This is a genomic window from Agrobacterium sp. Ap1 (assembly GCF_017313375.1).
Taxonomy (GTDB): Bacteria; Pseudomonadota; Alphaproteobacteria; order Rhizobiales; family Rhizobiaceae; genus Neorhizobium; species Neorhizobium cellulosilyticum.
In genome coordinates this window covers 244,622-258,967 of sequence record NZ_JAFLMY010000001.1, presented here as the reverse complement: position 1 = coordinate 258,967, position 14,346 = coordinate 244,622, and the positions used below count along the sequence as shown (strand labels likewise).

The following is a 14,346-nucleotide window of genomic DNA, read 5'->3' as shown; positions in this document are numbered from 1 at the left end:
GTTTGTGCAATGCAGAAGAAGAAAGCAAGGACGATTGCGCGGTTATCGCTCGGACGGAATAGGGCGAGCTCGATTTATTGCATGGCGTTCTTCCGAATCGTTACTACAATTCCCGATATAAGGTGATGACAATCGGAAACCGAAGGTGAAGCCTCTTCGCCTGTACAACCCTTTACCGCGTGGTAAGTCTGCAGGAAGCATAGAGTCATGACATTGCGAGAGGAGACAGTCGCAGATGTCTAAAGCGGCCGCAGCAGCATCCGAACCTTACGAACTTCCGCTTTCCGGCCAACTTCGCATGATGATCGGGGCATTCTGGGCGTCACCGGTGCGTCGTCATCTTCTTCTGCTGGCGGCCGCGTTGCTGATCATCATTATTGCCACAACCTATGCGACCTATCGCCTGAACGAGTGGAACGGGCCCTTCTACGACTCGTTGGAACGGCGTGATATGGCCGGGTTCCTTCAGCAGCTCGGCGTATTCGCCATTATTGCGATTTCACTCACATTGCTCAATGTCATCCAGACATGGCTCAACCAGACCACTGCGCTGAAAATGCGCGAGGGGTTGGCGCGTGATCTTGCCAATGTCTGGCTGACGCCTGGGCGGGCGCTGAAGCTTGCGGGTGCGGGATCGATCGCCAACAATCCTGACCAGCGATTGCACGAAGATACCCGCATCCTGGCAGAGAACACCACGGCGCTGGCTATCGGTCTGGTCAATTCAACCATCCTGCTCGGTAGCTTCATCGGCGTGCTCTGGGCAATCTCGACGGATTTCGGCTTCAATATCGCCGGTCATCACGTCGTCATTCCCGGTTACATGCTCTGGGCAACCATCCTTTATGCGCTGACCGGTTCAGTACTCAGCAATGTCGTCGGCAGCATGCTGGCAAGGCTCAATGCCGATCGTTATGCCCGCGAGGCGGATCTTCGTTCCGCGCTGGTCCGTGCCAATGAGAACCTGAAGCCGATCACGCTTGCCCGGGGCGAGCCGAGCGAGCTTGCCCGGGTGCAGGATGCGATCGGCGGCGTGCTCGGCATGCTGCGCAAGCTTGCCTGGGCGCTGACCAATCTCACATGGGTCTCGTCCGGTTTCGGTTGGCTGGCGCTTGTGGCGCCGATCATCATTGCTTCGCCGATGTATTTTTCCGGCGAACTGACATTCGGCGGTTTGATGATGGCGGTTGGGGCGTTTAACCAGGTGAATACGGCCTTGCGCTGGTACGTGCAGAATTTCAGCGTCATCGCCGACTGGCGGGCCACACTCGCCCGCGTTTCCTTCTTCCGCAATGCGTTGCTGATGGCCGATACACCTGCAAAGGAGGGCGAAGTCATCAACTACCAGCATGGCGTAGAAGGCGATGGGGTTTCTGTGACGGGTGTCGAGGTTTATGGCGAGCCGGACAAGGCAGCCGACGGGCACGGCATCAAACTGAAAGAAAATGGGTTCACGGTCGAACCCGGAGAGCGAGTGATGGTCAATGGAGATCCGGGTACGGATCGCCATCTATTCTTCCAGGCGCTGGCCGGGATATGGCCCTGGGGTAAAGGCGAAATCCGGCTGCCGCAGGCAGAAAGGATGATCCTCATGCCCCAGGAAGGCTATCTGCCGACTGCGAAGCTGCGTGAGGTCATTACCTACCCATCAGGTATTCCCGATGTTACCGACGAGGCGTTGAAGGCTGCTCTGCTGCAAGTGGGCCTCGATCGTTATGTCGGACAACTGGACAAGGTAGAGCGCTGGGATCGGGTCCTCGACAAGGAGGAGGAGGCGGCGTTGCAAGTGGCGAATGCCGTTCTGCGCAAACCGGACTGGCTCGTCATGGACGACGTCCTGGAAGGGTTGGAGCCGGAGGTGCGCGTGCAACTGATCGGTGTTCTCGAAGGCCTTGAAGGCACGACCCTCATCTATGTCGGTCGCTCGGAAGACTTCGCCAATCGGTTCAAGCCGAAGATCTACCATGTTGCGCCGCTTCATCCGAACGGGGGGAATGGAAATGTGCTAGACAGCGCCCCAAACGACGGTGAAACTGCATGAATAATCACTCCTCGCTCGCCAAAAACGGACAGGCCAAGACTGGACAATGTATCGTCTGCGGCCGAACCTTTCCGCTGTCCAAGCTGCACAAGGCCGGCAGTCTCAGGCCGCATCTCTACGAGATGATTGCCGAGGAGGTTAAAGACTGCGCTCCCACCAGTCTGATCTGCGACGAGGATCTTGCGCGCTTTCGGCGCCGCTATGTCGAGCAGCTTCTGGAAGAGGAGCGTGGCGAGCTTTCCGATCTCGACCGACATGTTCTGGACAGTTTCGAGAAGGGCACGCTGACGGTGCAAACGGACTCTGCCGCGGCAGCGGACAGGAAGTCCAGCTTCGGGGAGCGTGTTGCCGACAAGGTGGCGTCCTTCGGCGGTTCGTGGACTTTCATCCTGTCCTTTATCGCCGTTCTGGTGATCTGGATGGCGATGAATGTTGTCGGCGTTTTTGCCAGGCCCTTCGACCCGTATCCGTTCATTCTTCTCAATCTCGTTCTCTCCTGCCTTGCCGCTCTGCAGGCGCCGGTCATCATGATGAGCCAGAAGCGGCAGGAGGAGAAAGACAGGCTTCGTGCCGAAAACGACTACATGATCAATCTGCGCGCCGAACTTGAAATCCGGCAATTGCACGAGAAGATCGACCACCAGATGGCCAAGCAATGGGAACGGCTAGCGGAGTTGCAGCAGATCCAGATCGAACTTCTGGAAAAGCGCGACGACCCGAGACATGGATGAACCTCTAATTCGGTGTCTGTGGGATGCGACCGGCGTTCGGCCGGCGCAGGTTGAAGAGGTTGCCGGTCAGGATAAGTGCCGCGCCGACCGCCATTAGGGCGTCTACCCCTTCGGAATACATGAAATAGCCAATTACGGCCGAGAGCGGCACGCGCAGATAGTCCATCGGCATCGCCACCGTCGCATCGGCGTGGGAAAGCGCCTTGGCCAGGCAGAAATGTGCGAAAGTTCCGGTAAATGCGATGATGAAGATCCACGGCCAGACACCGGCTGACGGCCAGGTCCAGACGCGCAGCGCCGGGATGAGGCCGATGATCGACTGGATGATCAGCATCCAGAAGATGATCTTCGTGGCACTGTCCGTTCGCGTCAGGAACTTCGTTGCGATGAACGAGACGGCAAAGAAGAAGGCCGCACCCAGCACGACCAGATGACCGGGATCAAGCGGCACCGCGCCCGGCTTGATGATCAGCAGCACGCCGACGAGGCCGAAGCCGATTGCAACGCATTTGCGCCAGGTCAGGCGTTCGCCCAAGAACGCCGCTGCCATCAGCGCCGCCCAGATCGGTGCGGTGAATTCGATGGCGATCACCTGAGCCAGCGGGATCATGGTGATCCCTATCAACCAGGTGAACTGGCCGACATAATGGGCGATGTTACGGGCGATATGAGCCGGCAGGATGCGTGTGCGCATGGCCTTGAAGCCGCCCTCACGATACACGAACGGGAGAAGCATGACGAAGGCGATGACCGAACGCATTTCCATCGCCTGGAAAACGTCGATCTCACGCGTGACCTCTCGCCCGGAAACCGCCATGAGCAGGAAGAGGGCAATTGATGCCATCATCCATCCGGCTGCCTTTGCGATCGATTGTGTATTCTCCACCCGTATTCCTCCTGCGGCATGCTCGTTCCGGCAATGCCCTATAGGGTTTCAGTGGCTAATGGAAATGGCCTTTTCGCCACAGAGGAAGGCATCGTTCGAGGGCGGAGGAAACTCCTACGCCGAAAGCCGTCGCAGCTGCGAACCGATGATGGCGACAAATATCTCAGGTTTGCCGAGTGCCCGTGCTGAAAGCATCGCGCCATGGACGCATGCCATGAGTATCTGCGCTTCTTCCTCCGGCGTTCCGCTCAATCTGAACTGTCCCTGCTCAGTGCCGGCCTTCAGGACGGAGGTCAGCCAATGGCCCAGATTTTCGAAATGCCGTCTGACATGCAAGGCGACCTCTTCCGGCAAAAGCTCCATTTCGCTTGCCAGCATCGCGCAAACGCAGAAAGGCTCCGAAGCTTCGACGATGCAGGATCGCCAGTGTTGGAAATAAGCCTGTAATTGGTCGGCCGGGTTTGGGAGATTGGCGGAAACAGCATTCAGGCCATCTTCCGCCTGTTTTGCATATCGTTGCAGCAGGACGGACGCGAGATGCGCCTTGGTAGGAAAATGGTGATGAATGCTCGCCTTGCGAATACCGACCGCGGTTGAAATATCGGCATAGCTGAAGCCGTTATAGCCGCCGGCCACGATCAGCGCCTGCGCTGTGTCGAGAATTTTTTCCGAAGTCGTCTGTTCCATAAAGCTGCCTACCTCCCAGTCGGAAGGCCGTCAAGAATTGCGGGCTGCTATGCTCGCAAAGTTGTGAGGGCCGGTTCGGATTGACTCTTTTCAATCTATCTACCTATTAGTAGGTAGGCAGTAAATTAGGATCTTACCGTGTCTGTTCAATCCCCCACGCAGTCGAGCTGGCTGCGATCCTATTATTTCGTACGCGCGCTCTTTTCGATCGCGTGGATTGGCGCTGCAGTTCTGGCTCAAGGCCAGATCGCGGCGGCATCGCTGCTACTGGTGATTTACCCGGCCTGGGATGCGATCGCCAATCTTGCCGATGCCCGCGCCAATGGCGGGCTTGCGGCCAACCGGTCGCAAATGCTGAATGTCGTTGCCAGCAGCATCATGACGGTGGTGGTCATCTTCGCGGTGATGAAGAGCAGTTATGCCGTACTTGCAGTCTTCGGCCTCTGGGCAATCCTGTCCGGGCTGCTGCAGCTTTATACCGGTGTGCGGCGCTGGCGGATTGCCGGGGCCCAATGGGTGATGATCCTCAGCGGCGCACAATCCACGCTCGCAGGCGGGTTTATGATCAGCCGTTCGGTGGCCGATGCCGTGCCGACCATTCTCGATATCGTCCCTTATGTCGGCTTCGGCGCCTTCTACTTCCTGCTGTCCGGCCTGTGGCTGACCGTAGCAGCCTACAGGCAGGCAAAGGCCTAACGCCACATGCCACGCATGCGGGCCGTGACGTCTATTCGCACCTGTTGACGATGCTGCCGTTCGGCATCCGACATGGGGGCGACCACCGGCCAGGCGGAGGTTTCGAAGAACTGCAGCAGTGTTGCCGGAATGAAGCGGGTGCGGGCGGCATAGACATGCCGGTCGCCCTGCGAATGCTGTCCATGAACGAAGAAGCGCTGCGGTGTGATGACGTGGAGATGATCCTTGGCGCGGGTCATCGCCACGTAAAGCAGGCGGCGTTCCTCCTCGATCTCGGCCGTCGATCCGACGCCGAGATCGGATGGGATGCAACCGTCGACGCAGTTCAGCAGGAAGACCGAGCGCCATTCCTGTCCTTTGGCCGAGTGAATGGTCGAGAGGATCATGTAATCCTCATCGAGCAGCGGCACACCAGCCTGATCGCTGGTCGCATCCGGCGGATCAAGCGTCAGTTCGGTGAGGAACCGTTCGCGCGAGGCGTAACCCGAGGCGATCTGTTCGAGTTGCAGAAGGTCCGCCTTGCGGGTCTCCGCATCTTCATGGACGCGTTCGAGATGCGGCTGGTACCATTCGCGCGCCGTGCCGATTTCCGCCGGCCAGCCTTCGTTTTTGCGGATGGCGGTCAGCATTTCGATGAAGGCAGGCCAGTCTGCTCCGGAACGGGGCGGGGCGGGGATTTCCTGCAGGGCCGCGAGCGGCTCCGGATCGGTCGCGATTGCATCGAGGATCTTGCCGGCAGTTTGCGGACCGATGCCGGGGATGAGCTGCATCAGCCGGAAACCGGCAACGCGGTCGCGCGGGTTCTGGGCGAAACGCAGCGCCGCCAGCATGTCCTTCACATGGGCGCTGTCCAAAAACTTCAAGCCGCCGAATTTGACGAAGGGAATGTTGCGGCGGGTGAGTTCCACTTCCAGCGGGCCGGAATGGTGCGAGGCGCGAAACAGCACGGCCTGCTGTTTGAGCGTCATGCCGGTCTCGCGGTTTTCCAGCACCTTTTCGACAATGTAATTGGCCTGCTCCGTCTCGTCCTTGACGGCAACGAGGCGAGGGCGCTCTTCCGACTGGCGGTCGGTCCAGAGGTTCTTGGTAAAGCGTTCGCGCGCAAGCTCGATCACGCCGTTTGCCGCAGCAAGGATAGTGTTCGTCGACCGATAATTGCGGTCCAGCGTGACGATATTGGCCGGCGGATCGAATGTATTGGGGAAGTCGAGAATGTTGCGGATCGTCGCGGCGCGGAAGGAATAGATGGACTGCGCATCATCACCGACGACGGTCAGGCCGCGGCCGCCGGGTTTCAGGCCCATCAGGATCGAGGATTGCAGCCGGTTAGTATCCTGATATTCATCGACCATGACGTGGTCGAAGCGGGCGCCAACATCCTCGGCGATAGACGGTTCGCTCATCATCTGCGCCCAGTAGAGCAGCAGGTCGTCGTAATCGAGGACGTTCTGGGTCTGCTTGGCTTCCACATAGGATGCGAAGAGTTCGCGCAGCTGTTTTTCCCAGGCCTGGCACCATGGGAACGAGGTTTTCAGTACTTCGTCGAGCGGTGTTTCGGAATTGACCGCACGGGAGTAGATGGCGAGGCAGGTGCCCTTGGTCGGGAACCGGCTTTCCATCTTGGAGAAACCCAGCTCGTGGCGCACGAGGTTCATCAGGTCGGCGGAATCTTCCCGGTCGTGAATGGTGAAATCCGGGTCGAGGCCGATCTGGTAGGCATAGATGCGCAACAAGCGCGAGCCGATGCCGTGAAACGTGCCGGCCCAGGCGAGCGCATCGGACATGATGCCGCCATTCGCGCCCATAACCTGCTTGCAGATGCGTTCGACACGGCGGCCCATTTCGGTGGCCGCGCGGCGGGAAAAGGTCATCAGCAGAATGCGGCGCGGATCGGCGCCCGAGACGATCAGGTGGGCAACGCGATGTGCGAGCGTGTTGGTCTTGCCTGAGCCGGCACCGGCGATCACCAGAAGCGGACCGGCAGGACCGCCATTCGGGACGTCCGAACCATGCTCGACCGCACGGCGCTGGGCGTCATTCAGTTTTTCCAGATAGGCGACCGACATCAAATTCCGCACGTTGTTCCCGATGTGTTCGTTAGCTGTAACTGATTCGCTCGGGAACAGGCATATGGTGCTGTGGAGAGAGGAGGTAGTGGTGAAGGCAGGATTGGGATGAGCGGCGTTCAGGTGTCTGTCAGGGTCAAGGCGCAATCGGGGCCGGCATCGATCAGACCAGGGACGCACCGCTACAAGCCAGTTTGTTTTTTCACCAGCCAACCTTCATTCCGCTAGATTTTTTTAGCTGATCGAGATGTTTCGATCGGATGTTTATCTTTTTGTTTTTATTGTTTTAATAGTGATTTGTTGTGTCGATTTCTCTGGATTAAACTTGACCAGCCTTGTCCTGTTTGGATATGAGAACACCGTGAGTTTTCCACGGAGGCGATCTTGAAAACTTCTTCTTTCCTGGCAGGCGTAGCGCCCGCCTTTTCCGTTTTTGCTATTTCCGTCCTGTCTCTTTCGTCGCCGGCATCAGCCCAGGTGGCTGACAGCCTCACCATTTACAACGCCCAGCACGAAGGGCTGACCAAGGAATGGGTGGACGCCTTTACCGAAGAGACTGGTATCGTCGTGACCGTTCGCAATGGTGGCGACATGGAAATCGCCAACCAGATCGTACAGGAGGGGGCAAACTCTCCGGCAGACGTATTCCTCACCGAGAACTCGCCGGCGATGGCGCTGGTGGATGGCAAGGGCCTGTTCGAGCCAATCGACAAGGCCACGCTCGATCAGGTGCCGGAACAGTTTCGCCCGGCGAATGGCCATTGGACGGGCATTGCCGCTCGCTCCACGGTCTTTGCCTACGACAAGACGAAGCTTTCCGAAGACAAGCTGCCGAAATCGCTGCTGGATCTGGCCAAGCCTGAATGGAAGGGTCGTTGGGCAGCATCTCCGTCGGGTGCCGATTTCCAGGCGATCGTCGGTGCCCTGCTGCAGTTGAAGGGCGAAGAAGCGACTGCGGCATGGCTGAAGGGCATGAAGGAAAACTTCACCTCCATCCGCGGCAACTCGACGGCGATGAAGGCGGTCAATGCCGGCCAAATCGAAGGCGCGGTGATCTATCACTATTATTATTTCAGTGACCAGGCGAAGACCGGCGAGAACAGCAAGAACGTCTCGCTGCACTATTTCAAGAACCAGGATCCGGGCGCTTTCGTCTCGATTTCGGGCGGTGGCATTCTCGCATCCTCCAAGCACAAGCAGCAGGCGCAGGCTTTCCTCAAATGGGTTGCCGGCAAGGGCGGCCAGAAGATCCTGCGTGACGGCACCTCGTTCGAATATGCCGTCGACAAGGACGAAGCCTCCAACACGGCGCTTGTGCCGCTCGCCGACTTGCAGGCGCCCAAGGTCGAGCCGACCGAGCTTAACAATGCCAAGGTTACCGACATGCTGACGGCCGCCGGCATTCTCTAAGAGCTGGTGCCTTTCCTGAGCCTATAATTCCAGTTAAAGGGAGAGGTCGCAGATGCATCTGCGACCTCTCGTCATATTCAGGTAATCCATGACGTCTTTCGCCGACAGCAAGCCGCTTTCCATGCCACTTCCCCGTCTCCAGTCGGGAAAGCGCGGAACGTTTGTTTTGGCCGTCATCATCGCGTTTCTGGCGCTGCTGCCGCTCGGTTTCGTTTTCTGGGCAACCGCCGTAACGGGCTGGGAAACCGCGTCGCAGATGATCTTTAGGCCGCGTGTCGGCGAGTTGATGACCAATACGCTGCTGCTGGTGCTGTTTACCGTGCCGCTTGCAACCCTGCTCGCCACCTCGCTTGCATGGCTGACGGAACGCAGCGACCTGCCGTTTGCGAGGGGATGGTCGGCGCTCTGCGTTGCGCCGCTCGCCATTCCCGCCTTCGTCCATTCCTATGCCTGGATCGGCATGTGGCCGGGTTTCCACGGATTGCCTGCCGGTATCGCGATTTCCGTCACGGCCTATTTTCCGTTTCTCTATCTGCCGATTTCGGCGGCGCTCAGGCTTCTCGATCCGGCGCTCGAAGACCAGGCCGCTTCGCTCGGCCTTTCCGATGCGGCCGTTTTTCGCCGTGTGGTGCTGCCGCAATTGAGGCTGTCCATTCTCGGTGGCGGATTGCTGGTCGGCTTACATCTTCTGGCCGAATACGGCCTCTATGCGATGATCCGCTTCGACACGTTTACAACCGCGATCGTCGACCAGTTCCAGTCGACCTATAACGGCGTGGCGGCGAACATGCTGGCTCTGGTGCTGGTTTTATGCTGCCTCGTCCTGCTCGGTTTCGATGCAGGCTTGAGAGGCCGTCGGCGTTATGCCCGCATCGGCTCCGGCGTAGCGAGGAAGGCGAGAAAAGTCTCTCTCGGCCGCTGGCGTTATGTCTGCGTGCTGTTGCCAATTGCGGCGGTCGCTTTTGCGCTGGGGATCCCGGCCGTTACCCTCTCGCATTGGCTAATCGCCGGCGGCGTGGAAATCTGGCGGATGAACGAAATCGGCCTGGCGCTTGCCCAGACGCTCGTGATCTGTGTGGTCGGCGGGCTTGCAACGACGCTTGCAGCGCTTCCCATCGCCTGGCTTTCGGTTCGCCGCCCCAGCCGCGGAAGCCGGATCATCGAGGGGTGTTATTATCTCGCCAGTTCGATGCCAGGCGTGGTCGTGGCGCTGGCGCTGGTGACGATCACGGTCAGGGTGGCGCTGCCGCTTTACCAGACGGTTGCAACGATCGTGCTTGCCTATGTCATCATGTTCCTGCCACGCGCACTTGTCAGTCTTCGCGCCAGCATCGCACAGGTGCCGGCGGAGCTTGAACAGGCGGCTGCGAGCCTCGGACGCTCGCCGGCCAACGCGCTCTGGTCGACCACCGTCAGGCTGGCGGCGCCAGGGGCCGCAGCAGCAGTGGCGCTCTCATCACTCGGCATCATGAACGAACTGACCGCAACGCAGATGCTGGCGCCGAACGGTACCCGCACGCTTGCCATGGCCTTCTGGGCGCTGACCAGCGAGATCGATTATGCGGGGGCTGCACCCTATGCGCTGCTGATGATCCTGTTCTCGCTGCCGATGACGGCACTTCTCCACCATCAATCGAAAAAGATCGCCGGCCGATGAGCTTTGTAGAGATCCAGAGACTACGTAAGAATTTTGGGCCTGTAGTGGCTCTCGACGGGATCGATCTTACCGTCGAGCGCGGCAGCCGCACTGTCGTCGTCGGTCCTTCCGGTTGCGGCAAGACCACACTGTTGCGCCTGATTGCCGGTTTCGAGGTGGCGGATGCGGGCCGTATCGTTATCGGTGGCGATACTCTGGCCGATGGTGTGAGTGCAATGCCGGCACATAAGCGCAATATCGGCATCGTCGCGCAGGACGGGTGCCTGTTTCCGCATCTGACCGTTGCCGGTAACATCGTCTTCGGCATGACGGAAGAGCCGTCGGCGAGGCAGCGAAGGGCCGCGGAATTGATGGAAATGGTCGGGCTGGAGCGTTCAATGCTGGTGCGGCGGCCGGACGAGCTTTCCGGCGGGCAGCAGCAGCGCGTGGCGCTAGCGCGCGCGCTTGCCCGCAAACCGCGACTGATGCTGCTCGATGAGCCCTTCTCGGCGCTCGATACGGGCCTTCGGGCTCAGACGCGCAAGGCGATCGGCAACGTGTTGAAAGAGGAGGGGATGGCGACGCTGCTCGTCACTCACGATCAGGCAGAAGCGCTGCTCTTTGCCGATCAGCTAGCGGTGATGCGGGGAGGCATTCTCGTGCAATCCGGCCGGCCGCGTGATGTCTATTCGCGCCCGATCGACCCGGCGACGGCCGCGTTTCTCGGCGAAGCGATCGTCCTGCCGGCCGAGATCGCGGATGGATATGCTCATTGCGTGCTGGGGCGGCTGCCGCTTGCTGCCTCCGTGGCTCCCGCGCGGCAGGTGACGATCATGCTGCGGCCAGAGCAGATCAGCGTCACCGAGCCGGGTGAAAGGGCCTGTGAACGGGAAATTCGCGGACGCGTGGTCGAGGCCGGTTTCCGCGGCTCGACCAGCGATCTGCGCATCGTTCTACGCGAAAACGAGAATATCGTCCTCAACATCGAAGTGCCGAGTTCAGTCGACGTGATCGCAGGTCAGGAAATTGCCCTGCGTGTCTCGGGAGCCGCGCACGTATTCAGCTGATTTTGTTCCAGAGACGGGAACCGGGAACATTGGCAAAACGTTATTCGGCCATCGCAATCAAGGACACAAATCCATGCTGAAATGGGCGCTCATTTTCCTCGTCATCTCCCTAATTTCGGGTTTCCTCGGCTTCTCGGGAGTTTCTGCCGCGACGGCAGGCATCGCCAAGATCCTGTTCTTCCTGTTCCTGGTTATCTTCCTGGTCTTCCTCGTGCTTGCGCTTATGGCGGGCAGTGCGATCATGTGATCGCTTGAAAGCCTTAAAACGATGAAGCCGCCCTTGCGGGCGGCTTTGACGTGTTCCGGCGAAGCTATATGGACTTCATCGTCCCGGGTGTTTCTGGGCGAAGACGAGCAATTGCCAGACGACCGGCCCCAGAAGCGAATGCTCGTGATGGCTTTTCGGGATCGTTGCCCCCTTGTCGACGACAATCTCGTCACCGCAGGCCCGACAGCGGTAGATGCCGGCATTAGTGACGGGCTGTCCAGGCTTGTAGTCCTGGTCGAAGGCCCACGAATTGGCCTGAACGAGGCGGTCAGAATATTTGTACTGTGCCATCCTGCTTCTCTCGGATCGATGCCTTTGGTCGGCGCAAGACTGCCCAAAACAAGTGACCAAACAGTAATTTAGGTCTGAGGCATTGCAGATTTTTTGCCTTTTGGCAGATTTCGACAAAGATTTTTTCGCTGCAGGATTGCATGAGCATTCGGCATTGTAATCCAGGGTGAATATACGCGGCCTGATTTGTTATCCTTCAGCGGAATGGGGCGGGTCTTCTGGTTCTGCCAGGGAGAGCAGGAACGAGGCGCAGGCTATGACGACCTGATCTGTCCAGACCCATTAAGAAGGCGATTTGTCGACAGGCGCGGAACGTGTACTGACGTCTGCAGGAGATAGTCGATGAACGTCAGTAATCCCGTCGAAGACGATAAGCCGCCGCCAAAGCGAAAGCCGATATGGCCATGGCTGGTTATGCTGGTTCTCACGCTCGCGATAATTTACACCCATCATCGAATATCTTTGATCATCGATGACCTGGCGCAGATGGCGAGAGATTTTATCCAGTTGCTACGATGGATTCTGGCAAAGCTGGAGGGCTAATCGGAAGGTAGGCAAAACTGGCCGGAGCGGACTTTCCGAATTGGTTCAGCCGAACCCAGCGGCGCTATTCGCGTATCTTCCAGAAATGCAAAAGGCCTTGTCATTACAAGGCCTTGCTTAAAGTTCGGATGGTGGGCGTGACAGGGATTGAACCTGTGACCCCTACGATGTCAACGTAGTGCTCTCCCGCTGAGCTACACGCCCATCCGATGTCGGCGCATAGACCATACCGTGATCGGGGCGTCAACTGGTTTTTTGGAAGAAATGCGAAGCTTTTTTGACCGGCCTGCATTTCTGGGATTTTTGTGCCTGTGGATGATTGAAGGCGGGATTAGGGGGCGGTTATGTGCCGATCCCAAAACGCAAAAGGCGCCCGATTGGGCGCCTCGATCGTTCGTCTGATTCCGAAAAAATGATTCAGGCTGCAGCGAGCATCTTGTTTACTTCGTCGACGAGGTCACGAAGGTGGAAAGGCTTCGACAGGACCTTGGCGTCCTTGGGGGCCTTCGAATCGGAATTCAGGGCAACTGCGGCAAAGCCGGTGATGAACATCACCTTGAGGTCGGGATCGAGTTCGGTGGCGCGGCGGGCAAGCTCGATGCCATCCATCTCCGGCATGACGATGTCGGTCAGGAGAAGAGAGAAGGGCTCTTCGCGAAGCCGGTCATAGGCGCTTGCGCCATTGTCGAAAGAGGCGACCTTATATCCCGCCTTTTCCAGTGCCTTCACCAGAAAACGGCGCATATCGTTGTCGTCTTCGGCGAGAAGGATTTTCTGTATCATCGTCGGGACCGTATCCGTGCATGCCTGAGGTTGTATGAGCCTTCCATAATGCCGGCTTACGGTAAATTTCCGTTTAACCGACGCGGAGCGGCGTTTGGTGGGCTATACATAGTATGGACTTGGCGTCGGGCAACTGGCAACATGCCACATCAGACTTGTTCGTGACATGGTAAAGGCAGGATGGATCAGTCGACGGGAGATTTTCAGGAATTCGAAGTCAGAGAACCCGCGTCGCAGACCATTCCATTCGTCTTCAATTCACCGCATAGCGGCAACCATTTTCCTGTGGATTTCCTCGCGAGCAGCCATCTGGACTCGCTTTCGATCCGGCGTTCTGCCGATCATTACGTCGATGAGCTTTTTGCCGATGCCCCTGAACTGGGAGCCCCGCTTCTCGTTGCACACTTTCCGCGTGCATATCTCGATGTCAACCGCGAACCGTACGAATTGGACCCGCGCATGTTCGACGGGACGCTGCCGCCCTATGTGAATATAGGGTCGATGAGGGTTGCAGGTGGTCTCGGGACGATTCCGCGGATTGTGGCGGAGAACATGGAAATCTACCGCAAGCGGCTTTCCGTCGATGAGGGATTGTCCCGTATCGAGACGATTTATAAACCTTACCACGCCTGCCTGCGAAAACTGATCGCGCGCACCCATGCTCGGTTCGGCATCGGCATCCTGATCGACTGTCATTCGATGCCGGGCAATGTCCGTCTCTCCGGTTCGGATGTGCGGCCGGATTTCATTATTGGTGATCGTTACGGAACGAGTGCGTCGGCCGAGCTTTCGCGCGCAGCGCTGCAGTTCTTCGATGACATGGGTTTTTCCGCCGTGCGCAACAAGCCATATGCGGGCGGGTTCATTACCGAGCATTACGGTCGGCCGGTTCGCGGGCTGCATGCGCTGCAGATCGAGATCAATCGTGGCCTTTATGTCGATGAGGTGACGCTGGAGAAGAAGGCGGAGTTCCCGCTTGTTGCTGCAGCGCTTTCCACCTTCATGCGGCAGATGGCGGAGCTCGTCGGTGATTTCGCCGATGATGCAGGCGCTCTCGCGGCGGAATAGCCGCGTTCTCAAGATTCCAGCTTGTATTCCTGAATTTGCCGGGCCTTGCGCGCGTCGGCTGACGTGCGGGCAAAAAAAACCGCGCTCATCGCGCGGCTAAGTCTAGGGAGGAAACACCCAAGGAGGGTATTTACAGTCAAAGACTGTGATTAGGAAAATACGGCCAGTTATGC

13 protein-coding genes and 1 tRNA gene are annotated in these 14,346 nt (G+C 58.4%); 8 read left to right on the top strand and 6 right to left on the bottom strand.

The genetic code is table 11. The features are described 5' to 3' along the window. Positions 1–235 precede the first annotated feature (235 nt). Both JZX87_RS01300 and JZX87_RS01295 read left to right on the top strand, forming a co-directional pair. Positions 236–2,041: an ABC transporter ATP-binding protein/permease gene (locus JZX87_RS01300; RefSeq protein WP_206823110.1), complete on the top strand. Its 1,806-nt coding sequence runs from the start codon at positions 236–238 to the stop codon at positions 2,039–2,041. Next, positions 2,038–2,772, top strand: coding sequence for a DUF1003 domain-containing protein (locus JZX87_RS01295; protein WP_206823108.1), 735 nt, complete (start codon positions 2,038–2,040; stop codon positions 2,770–2,772). The genes JZX87_RS01300 and JZX87_RS01295 overlap by 4 nt, the downstream gene beginning before the upstream one ends. Before the next feature lie 4 nt (positions 2,773–2,776). Here JZX87_RS01295 and JZX87_RS01290 read toward each other — a convergent pair whose 3' ends face one another. Together JZX87_RS01290 and JZX87_RS01285 are read right to left on the bottom strand one after the other, a co-directional pair. After that, on the bottom strand, positions 2,777–3,658 hold the full coding sequence (locus JZX87_RS01290) for a DMT family transporter (protein WP_353654149.1): 882 nt from the start codon (positions 3,656–3,658) through the stop codon (positions 2,777–2,779). 114 nt (positions 3,659–3,772) lie between these two features. Then, on the bottom strand, positions 3,773–4,345 hold the full coding sequence (locus tag JZX87_RS01285; protein WP_206823106.1) for a TetR/AcrR family transcriptional regulator: 573 nt from the start codon (positions 4,343–4,345) through the stop codon (positions 3,773–3,775). Positions 4,346–4,483: 138 nt separating this feature from the next. On the opposite strand from JZX87_RS01285, the gene JZX87_RS01280 reads away from it, so the two are divergent. Continuing rightward, a complete protein-coding gene (locus JZX87_RS01280) occupies positions 4,484–5,041 on the top strand; it encodes a DUF308 domain-containing protein (RefSeq protein ID WP_206823101.1) in 558 nt (185 codons plus the stop codon). On the opposite strand, the gene JZX87_RS01275 is transcribed toward JZX87_RS01280, so the two are convergent. Continuing rightward, positions 5,038–7,107 (bottom strand): ATP-dependent helicase, encoded by a 2,070-nt coding sequence (locus tag JZX87_RS01275; RefSeq protein ID WP_206823871.1) that lies wholly within the window; start codon positions 7,105–7,107, stop codon positions 5,038–5,040. The two genes, JZX87_RS01280 and JZX87_RS01275, sit on opposite strands and share 4 nt — an antisense overlap. Before the next feature lie 438 nt (positions 7,108–7,545). Between JZX87_RS01275 and JZX87_RS01270 the strand changes: the two genes are divergently transcribed. From JZX87_RS01270 to JZX87_RS01255, 4 genes are all read left to right on the top strand, one after another. Continuing rightward, positions 7,546–8,517: an iron ABC transporter substrate-binding protein gene (locus JZX87_RS01270; protein WP_404945117.1), complete on the top strand. Its 972-nt coding sequence runs from the start codon at positions 7,546–7,548 to the stop codon at positions 8,515–8,517. An 88-nt stretch (positions 8,518–8,605) separates the two neighbouring features. After that, entirely contained in the window at positions 8,606–10,174 is a 1,569-nt protein-coding gene (locus tag JZX87_RS01265) for an ABC transporter permease (RefSeq protein WP_206823099.1), read from the top strand. Beyond that, entirely contained in the window at positions 10,171–11,220 is a 1,050-nt protein-coding gene (locus JZX87_RS01260; protein WP_206823098.1) for an ABC transporter ATP-binding protein, read from the top strand. The genes JZX87_RS01265 and JZX87_RS01260 overlap by 4 nt, the downstream gene beginning before the upstream one ends. Before the next feature lie 73 nt (positions 11,221–11,293). Continuing rightward, complete coding sequence (locus JZX87_RS01255) at positions 11,294–11,467, top strand: DUF1328 domain-containing protein (protein ID WP_148143435.1); 174 nt, start codon at positions 11,294–11,296, stop codon at positions 11,465–11,467. A 75-nt stretch (positions 11,468–11,542) separates the two neighbouring features. Here the strand turns inward: JZX87_RS01255 and JZX87_RS01250 are convergent, their stop codons facing one another. The 3 genes from JZX87_RS01250 to cpdR1 form a co-directional block, all read right to left on the bottom strand. Continuing rightward, positions 11,543–11,779: a hypothetical protein gene (locus tag JZX87_RS01250; RefSeq protein WP_183685251.1), complete on the bottom strand. Its 237-nt coding sequence runs from the start codon at positions 11,777–11,779 to the stop codon at positions 11,543–11,545. A 672-nt stretch (positions 11,780–12,451) separates the two neighbouring features. Continuing rightward, positions 12,452–12,526, bottom strand: a tRNA-Val gene (locus tag JZX87_RS01245). A gap of 213 nt (positions 12,527–12,739) precedes the next feature. Next, positions 12,740–13,105 carry a response regulator CpdR1 gene (gene cpdR1 / locus JZX87_RS01240; protein WP_112457710.1) on the bottom strand — a complete coding sequence of 122 codons (366 nt, stop codon included), beginning with the start codon at positions 13,103–13,105 and terminating at the stop codon, positions 12,740–12,742. Positions 13,106–13,285: 180 nt separating this feature from the next. Between cpdR1 and JZX87_RS01235 the strand changes: the two genes are divergently transcribed. Beyond that, on the top strand, positions 13,286–14,173 hold the full coding sequence (locus tag JZX87_RS01235) for an N-formylglutamate amidohydrolase (RefSeq protein WP_206823097.1): 888 nt from the start codon (positions 13,286–13,288) through the stop codon (positions 14,171–14,173). Positions 14,174–14,346: the final 173 nt, after the last annotated feature.

Coding starts and splice junctions, on each gene's coding strand:
- JZX87_RS01300 (WP_206823110.1), top strand. CDS start 236: ATGTCTAAAGCGGCCGCAGCAGCATCCGAACCTTACGAACTTCCGCTT.
- JZX87_RS01295 (WP_206823108.1), top strand. CDS start 2,038: ATGAATAATCACTCCTCGCTCGCCAAAAACGGACAGGCCAAGACTGGA.
- JZX87_RS01275 (WP_206823871.1), bottom strand. CDS start 7,107: ATGTCGGTCGCCTATCTGGAAAAACTGAATGACGCCCAGCGCCGTGCG.
- JZX87_RS01255 (WP_148143435.1), top strand. CDS start 11,294: ATGCTGAAATGGGCGCTCATTTTCCTCGTCATCTCCCTAATTTCGGGT.
- JZX87_RS01265 (WP_206823099.1), top strand. CDS start 8,606: ATGACGTCTTTCGCCGACAGCAAGCCGCTTTCCATGCCACTTCCCCGT.
- JZX87_RS01250 (WP_183685251.1), bottom strand. CDS start 11,779: ATGGCACAGTACAAATATTCTGACCGCCTCGTTCAGGCCAATTCGTGG.
- cpdR1 (WP_112457710.1), bottom strand. CDS start 13,105: ATGATACAGAAAATCCTTCTCGCCGAAGACGACAACGATATGCGCCGT.
- JZX87_RS01285 (WP_206823106.1), bottom strand. CDS start 4,345: ATGGAACAGACGACTTCGGAAAAAATTCTCGACACAGCGCAGGCGCTG.
- JZX87_RS01260 (WP_206823098.1), top strand. CDS start 10,171: ATGAGCTTTGTAGAGATCCAGAGACTACGTAAGAATTTTGGGCCTGTA.
- JZX87_RS01235 (WP_206823097.1), top strand. CDS start 13,286: ATGGATCAGTCGACGGGAGATTTTCAGGAATTCGAAGTCAGAGAACCC.